Annotated in this window: 21 protein-coding genes; 15 read left to right on the top strand and 6 right to left on the bottom strand. The window is 63.2% G+C overall.

Annotated elements, in window-relative coordinates; genetic code table 11:
* From parC to JNK99_RS09400, 13 genes are all read left to right on the top strand, one after another.
* Window positions 1-2134: DNA topoisomerase IV subunit A (gene parC, locus JNK99_RS09460; RefSeq protein ID WP_291851903.1), on the top strand; the 2134-nt coding region annotated here is incomplete at its 5' end.
* A gap of 98 nt (window positions 2135-2232) precedes the next feature.
* Window positions 2233-2712 carry a CreA family protein gene (locus JNK99_RS09455; RefSeq protein WP_291851909.1) on the top strand — a complete coding sequence of 160 codons (480 nt, stop codon included), beginning with the start codon at window positions 2233-2235 and terminating at the stop codon, window positions 2710-2712.
* A gap of 94 nt (window positions 2713-2806) precedes the next feature.
* The gene (locus tag JNK99_RS09450) at window positions 2807-4048 is read left to right on the top strand and encodes a class I SAM-dependent methyltransferase (protein WP_291851900.1); all 1242 of its coding nucleotides are present in this window, start codon (window positions 2807-2809) and stop codon (window positions 4046-4048) included.
* 85 nt (window positions 4049-4133) lie between these two features.
* Window positions 4134-5444 carry a glutamate--cysteine ligase gene (gene gshA / locus JNK99_RS09445; protein ID WP_291851897.1) on the top strand — a complete coding sequence of 437 codons (1311 nt, stop codon included), beginning with the start codon at window positions 4134-4136 and terminating at the stop codon, window positions 5442-5444.
* The gene (gshB, locus tag JNK99_RS09440) at window positions 5435-6388 is read left to right on the top strand and encodes a glutathione synthase (RefSeq protein ID WP_291851894.1); all 954 of its coding nucleotides are present in this window, start codon (window positions 5435-5437) and stop codon (window positions 6386-6388) included. The genes gshA and gshB overlap by 10 nt, the downstream gene beginning before the upstream one ends.
* Window positions 6370-7410: an FAD:protein FMN transferase gene (locus JNK99_RS09435; protein WP_291851891.1), complete on the top strand. Its 1041-nt coding sequence runs from the start codon at window positions 6370-6372 to the stop codon at window positions 7408-7410. The genes gshB and JNK99_RS09435 overlap by 19 nt, the downstream gene beginning before the upstream one ends.
* Window positions 7411-7482: 72 nt before the next feature.
* Window positions 7483-7875, top strand: coding sequence for a PTS fructose transporter subunit IIA (locus tag JNK99_RS09430; RefSeq protein WP_291851888.1), 393 nt, complete (start codon window positions 7483-7485; stop codon window positions 7873-7875).
* 23 nt (window positions 7876-7898) lie between these two features.
* Window positions 7899-8168: an HPr family phosphocarrier protein gene (locus tag JNK99_RS09425; protein WP_291851885.1), complete on the top strand. Its 270-nt coding sequence runs from the start codon at window positions 7899-7901 to the stop codon at window positions 8166-8168.
* Window positions 8169-8175: 7 nt separating this feature from the next.
* A complete protein-coding gene (gene ptsP / locus JNK99_RS09420) occupies window positions 8176-9924 on the top strand; it encodes a phosphoenolpyruvate--protein phosphotransferase (protein WP_291851881.1) in 1749 nt (582 codons plus the stop codon).
* A gap of 161 nt (window positions 9925-10085) precedes the next feature.
* On the top strand, window positions 10086-11213 hold the full coding sequence (locus tag JNK99_RS09415; RefSeq protein WP_291851878.1) for a homoserine O-acetyltransferase: 1128 nt from the start codon (window positions 10086-10088) through the stop codon (window positions 11211-11213).
* Complete coding sequence (gene metW, locus JNK99_RS09410) at window positions 11210-11833, top strand: methionine biosynthesis protein MetW (RefSeq protein ID WP_291851875.1); 624 nt, start codon at window positions 11210-11212, stop codon at window positions 11831-11833. The genes JNK99_RS09415 and metW overlap by 4 nt, the downstream gene beginning before the upstream one ends.
* Window positions 11833-13092, top strand: a complete 1260-nt coding sequence (locus JNK99_RS09405) for an AmpG family muropeptide MFS transporter (protein WP_291851872.1) — start codon at window positions 11833-11835, stop codon at window positions 13090-13092. The genes metW and JNK99_RS09405 overlap by 1 nt, the downstream gene beginning before the upstream one ends.
* Window positions 13059-13805, top strand: coding sequence for a uracil-DNA glycosylase family protein (locus JNK99_RS09400; RefSeq protein ID WP_291851870.1), 747 nt, complete (start codon window positions 13059-13061; stop codon window positions 13803-13805). Before JNK99_RS09405 ends, JNK99_RS09400 begins: the two co-directional genes overlap by 34 nt.
* Window positions 13806-13850: 45 nt before the next feature.
* Here JNK99_RS09400 and JNK99_RS09395 read toward each other — a convergent pair whose 3' ends face one another.
* From JNK99_RS09395 to JNK99_RS09380, 4 genes are all read right to left on the bottom strand, one after another.
* A complete protein-coding gene (locus JNK99_RS09395) occupies window positions 13851-14186 on the bottom strand; it encodes a YqjK-like family protein (protein ID WP_291851867.1) in 336 nt (111 codons plus the stop codon).
* The gene (locus JNK99_RS09390) at window positions 14167-14577 is read right to left on the bottom strand and encodes a phage holin family protein (protein ID WP_291851864.1); all 411 of its coding nucleotides are present in this window, start codon (window positions 14575-14577) and stop codon (window positions 14167-14169) included. The genes JNK99_RS09395 and JNK99_RS09390 overlap by 20 nt, the downstream gene beginning before the upstream one ends.
* 16 nt (window positions 14578-14593) lie before the next feature.
* Entirely contained in the window at window positions 14594-14914 is a 321-nt protein-coding gene (locus JNK99_RS09385) for a DUF883 family protein (protein WP_291851861.1), read from the bottom strand.
* A gap of 95 nt (window positions 14915-15009) precedes the next feature.
* Window positions 15010-15810 (bottom strand): exodeoxyribonuclease III, encoded by an 801-nt coding sequence (locus JNK99_RS09380; RefSeq protein WP_291851858.1) that lies wholly within the window; start codon window positions 15808-15810, stop codon window positions 15010-15012.
* Window positions 15811-15852: 42 nt separating this feature from the next.
* Between JNK99_RS09380 and pyrE the strand changes: the two genes are divergently transcribed.
* Together pyrE and JNK99_RS09370 are read left to right on the top strand one after the other, a co-directional pair.
* Window positions 15853-16500 (top strand): orotate phosphoribosyltransferase, encoded by a 648-nt coding sequence (pyrE, locus tag JNK99_RS09375; protein WP_291851906.1) that lies wholly within the window; start codon window positions 15853-15855, stop codon window positions 16498-16500.
* Complete coding sequence (locus JNK99_RS09370; RefSeq protein ID WP_291851856.1) at window positions 16484-17119, top strand: hypothetical protein; 636 nt, start codon at window positions 16484-16486, stop codon at window positions 17117-17119. The genes pyrE and JNK99_RS09370 overlap by 17 nt, the downstream gene beginning before the upstream one ends.
* Before the next feature lie 43 nt (window positions 17120-17162).
* Here JNK99_RS09370 and gatB read toward each other — a convergent pair whose 3' ends face one another.
* Window positions 17163-18614, bottom strand: coding sequence for an Asp-tRNA(Asn)/Glu-tRNA(Gln) amidotransferase subunit GatB (gene gatB, locus JNK99_RS09365; RefSeq protein WP_291851854.1), 1452 nt, complete (start codon window positions 18612-18614; stop codon window positions 17163-17165).
* 119 nt (window positions 18615-18733) lie between these two features.
* Window positions 18734-19660 (bottom strand): amidase family protein (locus JNK99_RS09360; RefSeq protein ID WP_291851851.1); only part of this gene is annotated, 927 nt, incomplete at its 5' end.

Genomic DNA, 19660 nt, shown 5'->3' with positions numbered 1-19660 from the left:
CCGGGTGCTTTTCGCGATGCGCGAACTGGGGTTGTCGGCGACCGCCAAGCCGGTCAAGTCGGCACGCGTCGTCGGCGACGTGATCGGCAAGTACCATCCGCATGGCGACACCTCGGCCTATGACGCGATGGTGCGGGTGGCGCAGCCCTTCATGCTGCGCTATCCGCTGGTTGACGGGCAGGGCAATTTCGGCTCGCGCGATGGCGACAACGCGGCGGCGATGCGTTACACCGAAGCTCGCCTGACACCGATTGCCGAGTTGCTGCTCGGCGAGATCGGCGAAGGGACGGTCGACTTTCAGCCGAACTACGACGGTTCATTCGACGAGCCCGCTTTCCTGCCGGCACGTCTGCCTTTCGTCCTGCTCAACGGTGCCTCGGGGATTGCCGTCGGCATGGCCACCGAGATTCCGTCGCATAACCTGCGCGAGGTCGCGGCGGCGGCGATCCTCAAGATCGAGCAGCCGCAGGCCGGCCTCGAGCAACTGTTGCAGCACATTCCGGGACCCGATTACCCCGGTGGCGGGCAGATCATCTCTTCGCCGGCGGACATCGTGGTCGCCTACGGCACGGGTCGCGGCAGCCTGCGCGTGCGGGCGCGCTACGAATTCGAGGAAATGGCCAGGGGTGCCTGGCAACTGGTTTTCCGGGAGCTGCCGCCCGGCGTCTCGTCGGCCAGGGTGCTCTCCGAGGTCGGCGGCCTGCTCAACCCGCAGCCCAGGCCGGGCAAGAAGGCAATCGAACAATCGGCGGCACAGCTCAAGGCCCTGATGGCCTCACAGCTCGACCGGGCACGCGACGAATCGGGCAAGGACGACGATGTGCGCCTGGTCTTCGAGCCGAGCAGCTCGCGCATCGATCGCAACGAGTTCGTGGCGCTGCTGCTGGCGCATACCAGCCTCGAGACCTCGGCCCCGATCAACCTGGTGGCGGTGGGCATCGACGGCCGCCCGTGTCAGAAGTCCCTGGTCGACCTGATCGGCGAATGGTGTACCTTCCGCATCCGGACGGTGCAGCGGCGTACCGAGTTCCGCCTGCAGAAGGCCGACGATCGCATTCACATCCTCGAAGGCCGGCACATCGTCTTCCTGAACATCGACGAAGTAATCCGCATCATCCGCCAGGCGGACGACCCGAAGGCCGCGCTGATCGCCCGCTTCGCGCTGTCCGATCGACAGGCCGAGGACATTCTCGAAATTCGCCTGCGCCAACTGGCTCGGCTCGAGGGAATCAGGATCGAGCAGGAACTCGAGAAACTGCGCGGTGAACGCGAAGGGCTGCGCAAACTGCTGGTCAGCGATGCGCTGCTGCGCCGGCAGGTGATCCGCGAGATCAAGGCGGATGCCGAGAAGTTCGGCGATGCCCGACGCACGGTGATCGAGGCGGCAGCCACCGCTTCACGCTCCGAGGTCGCCGCGCTGGCCGATGAGCCGGTTACCGTGATCATTTCCGAGAAGGGCTGGGCGCGCGTCCGTCAGGGACATGGTCTGGACCTCTCCGGGGTCGTCTTCAAGGATGGCGATCGCGCCGGTTCGGCGCAGGAGTGTCGCTCGGTCGACTCGCTGGTCATTCTCTCCACCGAGGGGCGGGCGTACACCGTGGCGATCGCCAGTCTGCCGGATGGTCGCGGCATGGGGGCACCCCTGTCTTCCTTCGTCGACCTGGGCGGCGGCAGGATTGCCCATGTGCTGACCGGGCAGCCGGAGGACGAATTGCTCGTCGCCAAGACCTCCGGCTATGGCTTCATCTGTACTTACGGCGATCTGCTGTCGCGGCAAAAGGCGGGCAAGGCTTTCCTCAGTGTCGAGGAAGGTACCACCATTCTGCCGCCGATCAGACTTGCCGGCACGGACCATCTGGCCGCATTATCGGAAGACGGGCGCCTGCTGGTCTTCCCGCGCGAGCAGATGAAACGCCTGGCGAGCGGCAAGGGAGTCCAGATCATCGGTCTGCGCGATGGCGAGGCGCTGCGCGCCGTGCTGGCGATCCGGGGGCCCAGGGTGACGATCAAGGGAACCTTGCGCAACCGATTGAAGACGTTGCTTTCCGAGGACCGGCACCTCGGTCAGCGGGCCCGCCGCGGCTCGCCGGTCGGGCAGATCGGTAATGTCACCCTGGCCGGCTTTCCCGACTGAGGGACGGCCGGCCGTCGGCACCGGAGGATTGCCGGGCCTCTGGCGAATGGGTGAGGCCAAGAGAATGCATGATCGGCGCTGGCCAAGGAGAGACGATGATGATCAAGCACATGACCCGCTGCCGGGTCGCAGGGTTTTGCAGCGTATTGCTGCTGGCGGGCACGCTGGTCCAGGCCGAACAGGTCGGTTGCGTGACCACCGAGTGGAAGCTGGTGGGGGCGAACCACCGGATCTGTGTCGAGAGTTTCCCCGATCCCAAGGTGCCGGGGGTGACCTGCCATGTCAGCCAGGCGAGAACCGGCGGGGTGAGCGGTTCGCTGGGGCTGGCGGAAGATCCCTCGCAGTTTTCGCTGGCCTGCCGGCAGACCGGTCCGATCACGCTGCCGGCGAAGCTGCCGAAAGAGGCCACGGTGTTCTCGGGCGATACCTCGATCCTGTTCAAGGAAACGCGCGTCGTCAGAATGTGGGACGAGCCGAACCGCACGCTGATCTATCTCGCGATCAGCCGCAAGCTGATCGATGGTGCGCCGGCCAACAGCATTTCGACGGTTCCGGTGATGCCCTGGGTGGAGCGCTGAGAGTGCTGCCGGCGACTGTCCGCGGAATGGCAACACCCTTGTCAAGGGTCGTCGCCGGTTTGCGCGCTGCGGCCGGCGGGCGATGCCTGGGGCGATGAGAGCCAACGCTCCAGCCTTGCCGGACTGCGACGTGGCCAGCCTGGGACAGGTGTTTACCCCGCCGGCGGTGGTCGAGGCGATGCTGGCCCTGGTGCGCAATTGTGGCCGCGTCCTCGAACCGGCTTGCGGCGATGGAGTCTTCCTGCAGCACTTTCCGTTCGCCGTCGGCCTCGAGATCGATGCTCGACATGCGCCGCCGGGTGCCCGGGTGATGGACTTCTTTGCCTTGCCGGAAGACGAGTCCTTTGCGACGATCATCGGCAATCCACCCTATGTGCGCTATCAGGACATCGCGCTGCAGACGCGCCGCCTGATCCGGTGCAGCGTGCTCGATGGACGTGCCAATCTCTATCTGTTGTTCATCGAGAAGTGCCTGCGGCACCTCGCTCCGGGCGGCGAACTGGTGTTCATCACGCCGCGCGATTTCGTCAAGGCGACCTCGGCGGTACCGCTCAACCGGCTGCTCTACGGTGCCGGGACGGTGACCGATTTCGTCGAACTCGGCGATTCGCGGTTGTTCGACGGGGCGACACCCAACTGCGCCATCTGGCGTTTCGAGCGTGGCAATTTCTCGCGCCGGACGCGCTATGCGGTGCAGGGCGTCGCCGACGGTCTGGCCGGTTTGTCCAGGTTGCAGTGGGAGGAGCGTCATTTCGTCGAGAGTGCCGGGCATCTCCTGTTCACGCGCGGCGACTACGAACTGCATCTGACCGACATCGCCTTCGTCAAGGTCGGCGCGGTGTCCGGCGCCGACGACCTCTACGCCAGCGAGGTGTGCGGCAACCGCAGCTTCGTGTACTCGGCGACCCTTGCCAGCGGTCAGACCCGCCGCATGCTCTGGTGCGAGCCCGGCAGGCCGCCGCCGGAGGCGTTGCTGCCGCACAAGGATCGACTGATCGCGCGCCGCATCCGTCCCTTTGACGAGTCCAACTGGTGGCATTGGGGACGCGGCTATTACCAGTCGACACAGCCGAGGGTTTACGTAAACAACAGGACGCGTCGTGCGCAGCCCTTCTTCATCCACCCGTGTACCCACTACGACGGTTCCGTGATGGCGATCTTCCCGCATGACCCGGCGATCGATGTGCAGCTTCTGGCCGGCGCGCTGAACGCGGTCGACTGGGCTGATCTGGGTTTCGTTTGTGACGGCCGCTTTCTGTTCACCCAGCGCAGTCTCGAGCAGACACCGCTTCCGGCGGCGCTGCGCGGCTTGTTGCCACGTGGCAGTGTAAAATGACCCATTGCTGCCCCTGTACTGCACCTTGCCGCCGCGGCGCACTTCGCCACCGAGCATCCCCGAAGCCACATGCCAAGAGAAGCCCATGGTTCCACGTCTGAAGACTGTCCTCAACGGCCCGCTGCTCGAAATCGAGCGCCGTTTCCTCGATGCCATGCCCGAGATCGAACGCTGGTTTCGCGGCCAGTGGCAGGAGCATACGCCACCCTTTTACGGTTCGGTCGATCTGCGCAACGCCGGCTTCAAGCTGGCGCCGGTGGACATGAATCTCTTCCCCGGTGGCTTCAACAACCTCGACGCGACCTTTCTGCCGCTTTGCGTGCAGGCGGCAATGACGGCGATCGACCGTATCTGCCCCGATGCGAGACGGCTGTTGCTGATTCCCGAGAACCACACGCGTAATCTTTTCTACCTGCAGAACGTCGCCCAGATCGCCACCGTTCTGCGTCTGACCGGGCTCGAGGTGCGCATCGGTTCGCTGCTGCCCGAGATCAACCAGCCGACCCCGGTTGCCCTGCCGGACGGCACGACCCTGCTCCTCGAACCGCTGCTGCGCGGTCGCCATCGCCTGGGGCTCAAGGATTTCGAGCCTTGCGCCATCCTGCTCAACAATGATCTTTCGGCCGGTATCCCCGAAATCCTGCACGATCTGGACGGCCAGTTCGTCCTGCCACCGCTGCATGCCGGCTGGGCCCTGCGCCGGAAGTCAAACCACTTTGCTGCCTACGACGAGGTGGCGAGTGATTTTGCCAGACTGGCAGGCATCGACCCGTGGCGGATCAACCCTTACTTTGCGGTCTGCAGCAGCGTCAACTTCCATCAACGGCAGGGAGAACAGTGCCTGGCATCCAATGTCGATGCGGTTCTCGAGCTGATCCGCGAAAAGTATCGCCAGTACGGAATCGACGAGACGCCTTACGTGGTGGTCAAGGCCGATGCCGGAACCTATGGCATGGGGGTGATGACGGTCAAGGATGCCTCGCAGGTAACCGGCCTGAATCGCCGGCAGCGCAACAGGATGTCGGTCATCAAGGAAGGACTCGCCGTGTCGCAGGTGATCATTCAGGAAGGGGTGCACACCTACGAACGGGTCGGTAGCGGAAGCGAGGAGGGGGTTGCCGAACCGGTGGTCTACATGATCGACCGCTTTGTCGTCGGAGGTTTTTACCGCGTCCATAGCGGGCGGGGCAAGGACGAGAACCTCAACGCCCCGGGCATGCACTTCGAACCGCTTGCTTTCGAGACGAGTTGCTCGTTGCCCGATCATTGCCAGAATCCGGATGCCGCGCCGAACCGCTTTTACGCCTATGGTGTGGTTGCTCGCCTGGCGCAGCTCGCCGCCTCGGTCGAACTCGAACGTACCGCTCCCGTGGAGGAGACCGTGCCATGCGCATAGCGTTGATTGTCGACCCGTTGCCGTCACTCAAGGCTTACAAGGATACAAGCATTGCCATCATGCGGGCGGCGCAGGCGGCTGGACACGCGGTGTGGGTCATCCAGCAGGAGGCGATTCACTGGTCTTCCCTGCATGGCGTGTGTGCCGAAGCAGTACATCTGGAGATGCTGGCCGACGACAGCGACTGGTTCGTCGAGGTCGACCGTCATGTCGTGGCGCTGCGGGATTTCCGCGCCGTGCTGATGCGCAAGGACCCGCCATTCGACATGGAGTACGTGACCACCACATGGTTGCTTGAACGTGCCGAAGTGGAGGGGGCACGCGTTTTCAACCGCCCGCGGGCCTTGCGCGACCATTCGGAAAAGCTCTCGGTGACCGAGTTTGCGCGGTTTGCCATTCCGACAACGGCGGCGCGTGACGCTGGCGTCATCCACTCGTTCATCGAGGTCGAACGCGACACGGTCCTCAAGCCGCTCGACGGGATGGGCGGCAGCGAGGTTTTTCGCGTCCGTCACGATGATCCGAATCGCAATGTGATCGTCGAGACACTGACCCGTCACGGCACGCGAACGATCATGGCTCAGCGCTATATTCCGGAGATCGCCGACGGCGACAAGCGGATCCTGATCGTTGGCGGCGAAGTCGTGCCGTATTGTCTGGCGCGCATCCCGAAAGCGGGTGAAACGCGCGGCAATCTGGCCGCCGGCGGCACTGGCGTGGCCCGTGAGCTGAGCCCGCGTGACCGCGAGATTGCCGGTGCGCTGGCTCCGCTGCTGGCGGCCCGCGGTCTGCTGCTGGTTGGCCTCGACGTGATCGGTGACTGGTTGACCGAAATCAATGTGACCAGCCCGACCTGCATGGTGGAGATTGCCGAGCAGACCGGGTTCGACAGCGCCGCCCTGTTCGTCACCGCGCTGGAGCGTCAGTGCGTGGTCGCCGCCTAGCCGCCTTTCCGCTGCTCCTGCTGTGGTGGGCACTGGTGGCCTGCGACAGGGCGCCCCTGCATCATCAGGAAGCCTTTGTCTTCGGCACCCGCGTCGAAGTGATGATCGCTGCTTTGCCCGAGACGCAGGCGCGTCAGGCAGCGGCGGCCGTGCTGCGCGAGTTCGATCGCCTGCATCGAACCTACCATGCCTGGAAGCCCTCCGAACTCAGCTCTCTGAATGCGGCGATTGCGGCCGGCAAACGGCAGCCGGTGAGCCAGGAAATGAGCGAACTGATCGCCGAGGCGCAGCGCCTGACGCGGCTCAGTGACGGCCTGTTCGACCCCGGCATCGGTCGCCTGATCAGTCTCTGGGGATTCCAGTCCGATGACCTGCCGGTCCGGTTGCCCGACGCCGCTGCCCTGGCCGCCTGGGTCGCCGATCGGCCAAGCATTGTCGACCTGCGACTCGATGATCTGCACGTCAGCAGTCCGCAACGCCAACTGGCGCTCGACTTTGGCGGCTACCTCAAGGGTGTCGCACTCGATCGCGCCGTGAGCATCCTCCAGGCACAGGGAGCACACAACGCGCTGATCAACATCGGTGGCAACGTCATGGTGCTGGGCAGCAGGAATGGCCAGCGCTGGCGGGTCGGCATACAGCATCCACGCCAAGCGGGACCATTGGCAACGCTCGAGCTGGCGGACGGCGAAGCGATCGGCACCTCGGGCGACTATCAGCGTTACTTCGAACTTGACGGTCGCCGCTACTCTCATCTGCTCGATCCGCGTAGTGGCCAGCCGGTGTTCGATACGCAGGCCGTGACGGTCCTGATCACTCCGCGCCGGGCCGCCGGCACCCTGTCGGATGTCGCTTCGAAGCCGCTGTTCATCGCCGGTCGCGACTGGCCGCGTCTCGCGCGCCGGTTGCAGGTGGGGCATGTTCTGCGCGTGGACGCCCAGGGTGGCGTGCAGCTCAGTCAGGCGATGCAGCGTCGGATCGAGTACGTTGCCCGGCCAGTGGCGATTGAGGTGATCCCGTGAGCGTTTCCGGGCGGCGGCTGCCGAGTCCTGCGGAATCGCTTAGAATGGCGACCTGTCGTGAAGGGTGGCGCAATGATCGGTATTTTCCTGGTAACCCACGGTTCGTTTGGTGAAAGCCTGATTCAGAATGTTTGCCATGTACTGAACAAGCGTCCCCCGCTGATTGCCCAGCTTGGGGTGGCGGCGCAGGACGACCCGCTGGATGTTCTGCCGCTTGCCCGTCTGTTGCTCAAGGAGGTCGATGGTGGTGAAGGCGTGCTGGTGATGACCGACGTTTTTGGTGCGACGCCCGGCAACCTGGCGCTCAAGCTGCTTGAGCCGGGGCGGATCGAAGGTGTGGCGGGAGTCAACCTGCCGATGTTGCTGCGTGCCCTGACGTATCGTGAACGCGGCATGGAAACGATGCTGCAAAAGGCGATCAGTGGCGCGCGGGACGGCGTGGTCAAGCTGCCACCGCCGGTTTAGGATGAACATAAGGGGGATTCTGGATGGTACGGGCTGAAACCGAAATCCGCAACAAGCTGGGTTTGCACGCGCGTGCTTCTGCCAAGCTGACGCAGCTTGCCAGCCGCTTCAACAGCGAGGTGTGGATGGAAAAGGGGGTGCGCAGGATCAATGCGAAGAGCATCATGGGGGTGATGATGCTGGCCGCCGGCAAAGGCTCGACGGTCATCGTCGAGGCCGATGGCGCAGACGAGCAGGCGGCGAGCGAGGCGATTCTCGAACTGATCGCCAGACGCTTCGACGAGGCGGAGTGAGCACCCCATGAGTTTCACGCTGCACGGACTGGCGGTCTCGGGAGGCATCGCGATCGGACAGGCGCACCTGATGTCGCATGCGACGCTCGAGGTCTCCCACCTGGTCATCGCACCGCGCATGGTGGACAAGGAGATCGCCCGCTTCGAAGCCGCTTTGCTGCGTGTGCGCGAGGAGTTTGCGGCGCTCAAGGGCCGCATGCAGCACAGTTCAGCGGAATTCGGCGCCTTCATCGATCTGCACTCGATGATCCTCGCCGATCCCGAACTGGCGGAAACGCCCAAGGCGCTGATCCGCGAGCGGCGCTGCAATGCCGAGTGGGCACTGGTGCAACAGATGGATGTCCTGGTCGATCAGTTCGAGAAGTTTGACGACCAGTACCTGCGCGAGCGCAGCTACGACGTGCGGCAGGTGGTCGAGCGGGTGATCAAGGAACTCGTCGGCCAGCCAGGGCGGAGCGAACTCAAGTCGAGCAAGGGCATCAAGGAGGAGAATCTGATCGTGGTGGCGCATGATCTCTCGCCGGCCGATGTCATTGCCTACAAGGAACATCATTTTGCCGCTTTCGTGACCGATGTCGGTGGCTCGACTTCGCACACGGCAATTCTTGCCCGCAGTCTGCGTATTCCGGCCGTGCTGGGATTGCTGAACGCCCGGCAACTGATCCGCGACAAGGAAGTCCTGATCGTCGACGGCACGCGCGGCGTGCTGATCGTCAACCCGGATGCGCGCATACTCGAAGAGTACCGACTGAGAAAAACGCAGATCGAGCTTGAACGGTCCAAACTCAGGCGCCTCAAGACAGCCAGATCGGTCACGCTGGACGGGGTTGACATCGAGCTGCATGCCAACATCGAATTGCCGGGCGACGTGGCCAATGCACTCGATGGTGGCGCCGAGGGAATCGGCCTGTTCCGCACCGAGTTCCTCTTTCTCGACCGTGGCGACATGCCGACCGAGGACGAACAGTTCGAGGCATACCGAAGGGTGGCCCAGGGTATGGCCGGGCGGCCGGTTACCATTCGTACTTTCGACCTTGGCTACGACAAGGACCTGCATCCGGAGAAGGCGCACGGTGATCGCCTGCAGAGCAATCCGGCGCTCGGCCTGCGCGCCATTCGCCTGTCCCTGGCCGAGCCGAAGATGTTTCAGACGCAGCTGCGGGCCATCCTGCGTGCCTCGAGGTACGGCAGGATCAAGCTGTTGATCCCCATGCTGTCGCAGGCGCACGAGATCGACCTGACACTGGCGGCGATCGAGCGGGCCAAATCGAGTCTGCGGGGCGAGCGGGTGGAGTTCGATGAGGCCATCCCGGTCGGCGCAATGATCGAAATCCCGGCGGCCGCACTGGCCGTCGGTCTCTTCCTGCGGCGCATGAGTTTCCTGTCGATCGGCACCAACGATCTGATCCAGTACACGCTGGCGATCGATCGCAGCGACGAACAGGTGGCCGCGCTCTACGATCCTCTGCATCCGGCGGTGCTGATGTTGTTGGCGCATACCATTGCAAGCGCCGAAAAGGTCAATATCCCGGTTTCAATCTGTGGCGAACTGGCCGGTGACCCGGCGCTGACCCGCCTGCTGCTCGGCATGGGCTTGCGCCAGTTCTCGATGCATCAGGCACAGATCCTCTCGGTCAAGCAGAAAATCATGCAGAGCAACTGTGCCGAGCTGGCGCCGATTGTGCGCCGCATGTTGCGTCATGAGGAGCCGGCGAAGATCCGGGAACAGCTGGAGAAGCTCAACAACTGCGCGTGAATTGACTTTTTGGCAGGCTGCGGGTAAGTTTCGCCGCCTTGGCGCCGATTTGAACGATCAGCTTGCGGGCGCCCTACAAATACGGCTAAAGCGCGGCATGCCCAGTCCGCCTGACCAGCTGACTGGGTTTTTCTTTATGCCCTGGTACCGATGAGATCGCGATGTCATCAGAGAATTCTGTCGGAGTCGTTGCGCCGCAGCGGGTAGGCTTTGACCAGCCCTTGTGGCTGAAGAGCGGCGCCAGGCTGCACGGCTTCGAACTGGTGTTCGAGACCTATGGGACGCTCAACGCCGAGCGCTCCAATGCCGTGCTGGTCTGTCACGCCCTGTCAGGCAGCCATCACGTTGCCGGTCGCCATGCGGACGATCCGGAGAGTGTTGGTTGGTGGGACAACCTCGTTGGCCCGGGCAAACCGCTCGATACGCGAAAATTCTTTGTGGTCGGGGTGAACAACCTCGGTGGTTGCTATGGTTCGACTGGCCCGCTGTCGATCAACCCGGAAACCGGAAAGCGCTACGGTGCCGATTTTCCAATGGTCACGGTGGAGGACTGGGTGGCGGCGCAGGCCCGTCTGGCGGATCACCTGGGCGTCAGCACCTGGGCCGCGGTCATCGGCGGCAGCCTTGGCGGCATGCAGGCGCTGGCCTGGTCGATACAGTATCCCGAGCGCATCCGGCACGCCATGGTCATTGCCTCGGCACCGAAGCTGTCAGCACAGAACATCGCGTTCAACGAGGTGGCGCGGCAGGCGATCATCTCCGATCCCGATTTTCACGGCGGTCATTACGCCGAGCATGGTGTGGTGCCGACCAGAGGTCTGCGCCTGGCTCGCATGGTCGGTCACATCACCTATCTTTCGGACAGCCAGATGGGCGAGAAATTTGGCCGTCAGTTGCGCCACGGCGAACACAAGTTCAGTTATGACGTGGACTTCGAAATCGAGTCCTATCTGCGCCATCAGGGCAACAAGTTTGCCAGCTTTTTCGACGCCAATACCTATCTGATGATGACCAAGGCGCTCGACTATTTCGATCCGGCTTATGAGTACGAGGGCAATCTGGCCGCTGCGCTGGTGCGCGCCAAGGCCAGTTTCTTTGTCGCCAGCTTTTCAACGGACTGGCGTTTTGCACCGGCGCGTTCGCGAGAGATCGTCTTTGCGCTGCTGCACAATCGTCTGCACGTAGCCTATGCCGAGATCGAATGCGACGCGGGGCACGACTCGTTTCTGCTCGATGATCCCCACTATCATGCTCTGCTGCGCGCTTACCTGGAGAACATCGCTGTATGACCGAGCACGAGAGACGAGCCAAGGCTGAACAGCGCGAGCGCTTCGACTTTGCGGTGATCGCCAGCTGGATTCCACCCGGCGAGCGCGTTCTCGACCTGGGCTGTGGTGATGGCCGCTTGCTGCGCTACCTCAACGAAACACGAGATGTGGCCGGCTATGGTGTGGAAATCGACAAGGAAAGCGTGCTCGGCTGCATTCGCAACGGGGTGGATGTCCTGCAGATGGATATCGAGTGTGGACTGTCGGGCTTCGAGGACAACTCGTTCGACCATGTGGTGATTTCGCAGGCCTTGCAGACGATGCATACCACCGAGCGCATCCTCGGCGAGATGCTGCGCGTCGCCGTAGAGGCGGTGGTCAGCTTCCCGAATTTCGCCTACCGTACCAATCGTCTGGCCATCGCCGAGGGGCGCATGCCGGTGTCGGAGGATCTGCCGTACGACTGGTTCGATACCCCCAACGTACGTTTCTTTACCATCGCCGACTTCGAGGACCTTTGCGCTCGGCTCGGGATAGAGATTCGCGAGCGGCTGGCATTCGACGACGCTGGTCGCGAGGTCAGCGATGATCCCAATCTCAATGGCAGCCTCGCCTTCTATCGTCTCGGGCGCAAGAACTGATGCCTGACTGGCTACGCTTGCTGCTGACCCGGCGGATGCTGATCTGTGTGTTTACCGGTTTCAGTTCGGGTCTGCCGCTCTACTTGTTGCTCAACTTGCTCCCCGCCTGGCTACGCAGCGAAAGTGTCGATCTCAAGACCATCGGCCTGTTTGCGCTCATCCAGTTTCCCTATACCTGGAAATTCCTCTGGGCACCCGCGCTTGATCGCTATCGCCTGCCGCTTGGTCGCCGGCGTGGCTGGATTTTGCTCTCGCAGGCGGGGCTGTTGCTGTCGATCGGCGTGCTCGGGGGCTTCTCGCCCGCGTCGGATCTGACGCCGGTCATCTGGCTGTCGGTAGCGCTGGCTTTCCTGTCGGCGACGCAGGATGTGGCGCTGGACGCCTATCGACGCGAGATCCTCACCGACCAGGAACTTGGCCTCGGCAATTCGGTGCATGTGAACGCCTACCGGATTGCCGGTCTGGTCCCTGGTTCCTTGTCCCTGATCCTCGCCGACCTGCTGCCCTGGGCGCAGGTCTTCTGGATTACGGCGGCCTTCATGCTGCCAGGCATGGTAATGGTCCTGCTGGTCTCTGAACCGGCCGTAGTGGGTACGCCGAAGACCTTGCGTCAGGCAGTGATCGAGCCCTTCCACGAGTTCATCGGCCGCCAGGGCTGGTCGGGTGCCCTGCTGGTGCTCGGCTTCATCTTCCTCTACAAGCTTGGCGATTCGCTCGCCACGGCGCTGTCCACCCCGTTCTATCTTGATCTCGGGTACAGCAAGACGGACATCGGAGTGATTGCCAAGCACGCCGGCCTCTGGCCGGCGGTCATCGGCGGTCTGTTGGGTGGCCTGTGGATGGTTCGTCTGGGTATCAACCGCGCGCTCTGGTTGTTTGGTCTGGTCCAGATGATAACCATTCTTGGCTTTGCCTGGCTGGCCTGGCGGGGTGTGCAGCCGAGCATCGACGCCGTTGACCGCGCCGCACTGGCTGCCGTGATTGGCGCCGAGTACCTGGGTGTCGGCCTGGGGACCGCAGCCTTCATTGCCTTCATCGCGCGCGCCACCAATCCGGCTTTCACGGCTACCCAGTTTGCGTTGTTTACCAGTCTGGCGGCGGTTCCGCGGACTTTCATCAACGCCAGTGCCGGCTGGCTGGCAGAAACGGTCGGCTGGGTCAGTTTCTTCATCTTTTGTTTCCTGCTCGCTGTACCGGGCTTGGCAATGTTGCTCAAGGTTGCGCCATGGAACGAGACGCCTCGGTTGCCGAAGAGCTGATTGTTGCCGCCCGGCGGTTGTCGGCAGATCTTTCACTGCTCGCTTTTGCGCCGCCGGTAAGCCACACTTACAATCCGCTGACCTATGCTTGGCCAGCACACGAGCACTACCTGCGCCGTTATGCCGCCAGCCGCCGGCGAGTGGTATTCCTCGGCATGAATCCGGGTCCTTTCGGGATGGTGCAGACCGGCGTACCTTTCGGCGAGGTCGCCGCCGTGCGCGATTGGCTAGGCATCGAGAGCGAGCCGGGCAAACCGATGGTGGAGAATCCCTGGCGGCCCATCGAAGGCTTTGCCTGCGCGCGTTCGGAGGTGAGCGGGCGACGCCTGTGGGGTTTGTTCCGCACCCGCTTTGGCAGTGCCGAAGCTTTCTTTATCGACCACTTCGTGGCCAATTACTGTCCCCTGGCGTTTTTCGACCGCGGCCGCAACCTGACGCCGGACAAGTTGCCGGCCGCCGAGGCGGCGCCGCTGCATGCTGCCTGTGATGTCCACCTCCGGGCGGTGGTGGCGGCCCTGCAACCGGCCTGGGTGATCGGTATCGGCGCTTTTGCTGAAGCTCGAGCAGCCGAAGCTCTGACGGGAAGCAGGGTGGGGATCGGCCGGGTACTGCATCCGAGTCCGGCCAGCCCGGCAGCCAATCGGGGCTGGGCAGCCACGGCAACTCAGCAGTTGGTCGGGCTGGGCATCTGGAGCTCAACTGAAGCTTTGTAACCTTTGGCCGGCCGAAGCGGCCTTGTTCCGAGGGCAGCGAAAGGCCTATGGGTGTTGTCGCTGAACGTGCCCGATCAGGCCGAGGTCGGCAAGTTCGCGGCGCAACCTGTGCCAGGTGCGCCAGGCGAAGAAGCCGCGCCTGCTCCAGCGCCAGACGCGTCGCGGCTGCAGAATCACCAGCGTAGCCACGCCGGCGGCGACCACTTCCGGGTGCTGCTTCAGGTAGGTGCCGCAGCGGCGTGCGGTGAGAACCAGTCGATCGGCGGTGTCCAGCGTCTCGCCCAGTGGGCGCAATTGCTGGTCGAGGAGCTGGCGCTGCTGGCTGATGCGTTCGATCAGCCGGCCCCGCTCGACGGCCAGGTCAATCAGTTCCTGGTTCATTGTGCGCCGCTCCCTTTAGCTGACGAATGTCTTCGCCAAGCTCGCCGAGGCTGGTCTTGAAGAGGTGCCGGGATCTGTGGGAAAAGTGTCTGAGGGTGATGAAGAAGGCGAGCCCGCCGGCCAAGAAGACCGCGGTCAGGATTGCGAGCAGGGCAACCCGCTCGTTCCAGAAGAGGACGGTCAACAGGAGCACGCCCAGAAGGGTGCCGACCATCAGGCAGAAAGCCCCCATCTGCGCGATGAGCAGCAGATGAAGGGCGTGCAGCTTTTCTTCCTGGAGTTCATTGCCGAGCAGTTCGAGACGTGTCCGCCCGGTGATCAGCAGTGTCGCGGCGCTGTTCTTCGCAGCAGCCAACAGCCCGCCGCTGACAATGCTGGAGGTTTCGCCCATCACTCGTCGGGGCGAATCAACGGCGGCCGATGATCACGCCCAGCAGCAGGCCGACAGCAGCAGCCAGGCCGACGGCGCGCCAGGGGTTCTCATGCACATAGTCATCGGTGGCGCGCGCGGCGGCTTTGGTGCGGTCGACCAGGGCTGCTTCGGCATCGGCCAGCCGGATCCGTGCGTCACGCAGGCGTTCACCGAAGCGCTCGCGCAGGTCTCCCATTTTTTCGCCGGCCACGCCGGCAGTTGCGCGCAGGATTTCCTCTGCGTCAGCGACCACAACCTTCATGTCGGAGACGAGTTTTTGTTTGTTGGCGTTGGAAAGATCGGTAACTTCGGACATGGCAGGCCTCACAGGGGAAGGTGGTGACAGGAAAGGCGTTGGTCTCACATGAGCGCTCGACGAGACACTCACATTATAGAAAACGCGGGTGAAGATCAATGTCCAGAACGAATCGGCAGTGTGTAGTCGTAGTCGATGGTCAATGGGGCATGATCGCTGAAGCGTTGCTCCTTGAAGACTACTGCCCTTTGTGCCTGGGCGGCCAGGCTGGCGGTTGCCAGCTGATAGTCCAGTCGCCAGCCAACGTTCCTGGCCCGGGCCCGTCCGCGATTGGACCACCAGGTGTAGGCTTCATCGGTGGTTGCGGGGTGTAGCCTGCGGTACACGTCGCACCAGCCGCCCTCACCGAGCAGGCGGCTTACCCAGGCGCGTTCCGCTGGCAGGAAGCCCGAATTGCCGCGATTGCTTCGCCAGTTCCTGAGGTCGATTTCCTGATGGGCGATGTTCCAGTCGCCACAGACGACGACATCGCGGCCGCTCAGCGCGAGTTCCGCCAACCGCGGGTAAATCATGTCCATGAAGCGGAACTTGGCCTCCTGACGTTGCCCGGAGCTAGAGCCCGACGGTTGATAAAGCGAGACGACCGAGAGATTGCCGAAATCGGCACGCAGATAGCGTCCCTCGAGGTCAAACTCGGCGTTGTCCAGCTGATGCGCGACCTTGTCGGGTGGTCGCCGGCACCACAGACCGACACCGCTATAGCCTTTCCGGTCGGCGCACCGGTAGTAAGCGTGCAGGCCGGCCGGGACTTTCATTGCCTCGTCGAGATCGGCCAGATGGGCCTTCAGTTCCTGGACGCAGACGAAGTCTGCATGCTGTTCGGCAAGCCAGGGCAAGAAGCCCTTGCGCCATGCCGAACGAATACCATTGAGATTGAGCGTAATGATGCGTAACATAGCTACCCGGTGCTGGGAACGGCTTTGATCGAATCGGTTGGCATGGACTTCCGACAGGAATTTATCGAGTTTGCGGTGGCTCAGGATGTCCTCCGCTTTGGCGAGTTCAAGACCAAGGCGGGCCGCTTGTCGCCCTACTTTTTCAACGCGGGCCTGTTCAACAGCGGTGCGGCGCTTGGTCGGCTGGCCGAATTCTACGTTAGCGCAATCACCGCCAGTGGGATTGTTGCCGACGCCTTGTTCGGTCCGGCGTACAAAGGCATACCGCTGGTCGCCGTGATCGCCGTCGCGCTGGCCAGGGCGGGGCGTAACCTGCCCTTCTCGTTCAATCGCAAGGAGGCCAAGGATCACGGCGAGGGCGGCACGATCGTTGGCGCGCCTTTGGCGGGTCGTGTGCTGATCATCGACGACGTGATTACCGCCGGTACATCGATTCGCGAGTCGGTTGACCTGATCCGCATCGCGGGAGCCTCACCCTGCGGGGTGGTCATTGCCCTCGACCGCATGGAACGGGGGCAGGGCGAATTGTCCGCCGTGCAGGAGGTCGAGCGGGATTACGGGATTCCGGTGGTCGCCGTGGCGACACTCGACGACCTGATGAGCTTCCTGCAGCAGGATGCGCGGTACGGACAGCACGCGGCAGCAGTGGCTGCTTATCGGCAGGAATACGGCATTGCGCGTAGCACCTAGCTGCAGCATTCTGCTGCTGGCTGTTTTCTCGGCGCTGCAGCCCGGCTCGGCTGGCGCGACGATCTTCTGCTGCCATGACGGAACCGGCAAACAGGTGTGTGGCGACATTCTCCCATTGGTCTGCGTTGGACGTACCTACCGCGAGCTTGGTGAGTCGGGGCGGGCGATCAGAACCGTCGAGGCGCCGTTGACCGCGGAGCAGCGAGTTCTGCGTGCGGCTGAAGAGCAGCGCCGAGTCGAGCAAGAACGATTGCTCAACGAGCAGAGGCGGAAGGATCAGGCGCTGCTCAATACCTATGGTAGTGAAAAGGATATCGAGCTGATGCGCAGCCGTGCGGAGCGGGACATTGCCACAGCGATCAAGGCGGCCGAAGACAGGATCGGCGAAATCCGCAGGCAGCGCAAGAAATTCGAGGACGAGGCGGAGTTCTACAAGAACCGCCAACTGCCGGCCGAGGTGAGCAAGGGTCTGCGCGATGCCGATCAGGAGATCAGGGCGCAGGAAACGGTGATCGAGTCGAAGAGGAAGGATCGGGAGGTCATTCGCTTGAAATACGACGAGGATTTGCGGCGTTTTGTCGAACTTTCCAAGCGACCGCCGTCGGCGGCGCGGCCCTGAGGCCGGCCGGGGTAACGGTGCCTGGGTGGGTATAAACGGCTAGTCAGCCGAGTTTCTCGCGCAGCATTTCGTTGACCCGCTGCGGGTTGGCTTGGCCGCGGGTGGCCTTCATGACTTGGCCGACCAGGGCGTTGAACGCCTTCTCCTTGCCCGCCCGGAACTCGGCGATCATGCTCGGGTTGGCGGCCAGCAACTCGTCGATCAGGATGGCCAGTGATCCGCTGTCGCTGATCTGCTGTAGTCCCTGGTTTTGGATGATTTCGTCGGCGGAGCCGCCTTCGCCGATCCAGAGGGTGTTGAACACCTTTTTCGCCATATTGGTCGAGATCGTGCCATCGGCAATGCGCACGATCAGCCCGCCTAGTTGTGCCGCCGCGACCGGCGACTGCGTGATCTCCAGTTCTTCCTTGTTGAGGCGGGCAGTGAGCTCACCCATTACCCAGTTGGCGCAGCTTTTGGCGTTGTCCTTGCCGGCGATGGCAGCCGTTGCTGCGAAATAGTCCGCCAGTTCAAGCGAGCCGGTCAGCACCTTGGCATCGTAGGGCGAGAGTCCCCATTCGGCAATCAGGCGCTCGCGTCGGGCGGTGGGCAGTTCGGGCATCTGCGCGCGAATCTGCTCCACCCACTGGCGGTCGATGACCAGTGGCAGCAGGTCGGGGTCGGGGAAGTAGCGGTAATCGTGTGCGTCTTCCTTCGAGCGCATGGCGCGCGTTTCGCCGCTCTCCGGATCGAACAGGACGGTCGCCTGTTCGACACTGCCGCCATCCTCGAGCGTCGCGATCTGCCACTGCACCTCGAAGTCGATCGCCTGCTGCATGAAACGGAAAGAGTTGAGATTCTTGATTTCACGCCGGGTACCGAAATGCGCCTGCCCGACAGGGCGCACCGAGACGTTCGCGTCGCAGCGGAAGGAGCCCTCCTGCATGTTGCCGTCGCAGATGCCGATCCAGCGCACCAGGGCGTGGAGGGCGCGCGCATAGGCCACCGCTTCGGCGGCCGAGCGCATGTCGGGTTCGGTGACAATTTCCAGCAGTGGGGTTCCGGCACGGTTCAGGTCGATTCCCGAGCGGCCCTGAAACTGTTGACCGACCGCTTCGTGCAGCGACTTGCCGGCGTCCTCCTCGAGGTGGGCACGGGTCAGAAAAACGGTTTTCTCGCTGTCGCCGACCTGAATGGCCAGTCGGCCGCCACGCACCACCGGCAATTCATACTGGCTGATCTGATAGCCCTTGGGCAGATCGGGATAGAAGTAATTCTTGCGTGCGAAGACCGATTTCGGTGCGATTTCGGCATCGACCGCGAGGCCGAAGCGGATGGCGCACTCCACGGCACCCCGGTTGAGCACCGGAAGAACTCCGGGCAGTGCCACGTCCACGGCATTGGCCTGGAGGTTGGGGGCTGCACCGAAGGCGGTCGAACTGCCGGAGAAGATCTTCGCCTGGGTCGACAACTGCGCGTGGGTCTCGATGCCGATGACGACTTCCCATTGTTTCATCACTGCTTACTCACTATCCAAGGTTCAAGGCAAGGACGGTAGCCGCGGCGCAGGTTCTGGCCGGCGCCGGCCGGTTGGCGCGGCAGGTAGTACTCCTGCCGCACCGGCTGGGCAAGGGCTCAGGCATAGTCGCCCGGGCATTGCCGGTGCCAGTCGCTGGCCTGCTGGTAGCGATGCGCGACGTTGAGCAGTCTGGCCTCGGTGAAATAGTTGCCAATCAGTTGCAGGCCGGCCGGCAGGCCACCGGCGAAGCCGCAGGGAATGGAGAGTCCCGGCAGGCCGGCGAGGTTGACGGCGATCGTGTAGATATCCGACAGGTACATCTGCACCGGATCGGACGCCTTTTCGCCAAGCTTGAAGGCGGTGCTCGGGCTGGTCGGCCCGATGATCATGTCGCATTGCCTGAAAGCCTCGGTGAAATCATTGGCGATCAGCCGGCGGATGCGTTGCGCCTGCAGATAGTACGCGTCGTAATAGCCGTGCGACAGGACGTAGGTGCCGATCAGAATGCGGCGCTTGACCTCGGCACCAAAGCCTTGTGCGCGGCTCTTGCAGTACATGTCGTTGAGGTCCTGGTACTCCGGCGCCCGATAGCCGTAGCGCACACCGTCGAAGCGTGCCAGGTTCGAGCTCGCTTCCGCCGGCGCGAGCACATAGTAGGCAGCCACCGACAGTTCCATGCTCGGCAGGCTGACGGCGACCGTTTCAGCGCCCAGTTTACGGTACTCGGCGATCGCCGCGTCGACCAACTGCATGACTGTGGGACTGCAGCCCTCGCCAAAAAACTGTGCCGGAAGGCCGATTTTCAATCCAGCCAGGGGCTTGCTACCGGCGGGGGCTGCCAGTTCGCGGCTGTAGTCCTCGATCGGGCGGTCGAGGCTGGTCGAGTCACGTGCGTCAAAGCCGGCCATGCTGTTGAGCAGGAGTGCGCAGTCGGCCGCCGAGCGGGCGAGCGGACCAGCTTGATCGAGCGACGAGGCGAAGGCGATCATGCCGTAGCGCGAAATGACGCCGTAGGTGGGTTTCATCCCGGTCAGGTTGCAGAG

Origin of the sequence: Accumulibacter sp., from assembly GCF_016789985.1 — a bacterium.
GTDB lineage: Bacteria > Pseudomonadota > Gammaproteobacteria > Burkholderiales > Rhodocyclaceae > Accumulibacter.
Note: the sequence above shows the minus strand (reverse complement) of the source record. Positions and strands in the feature narration are given on the sequence as shown.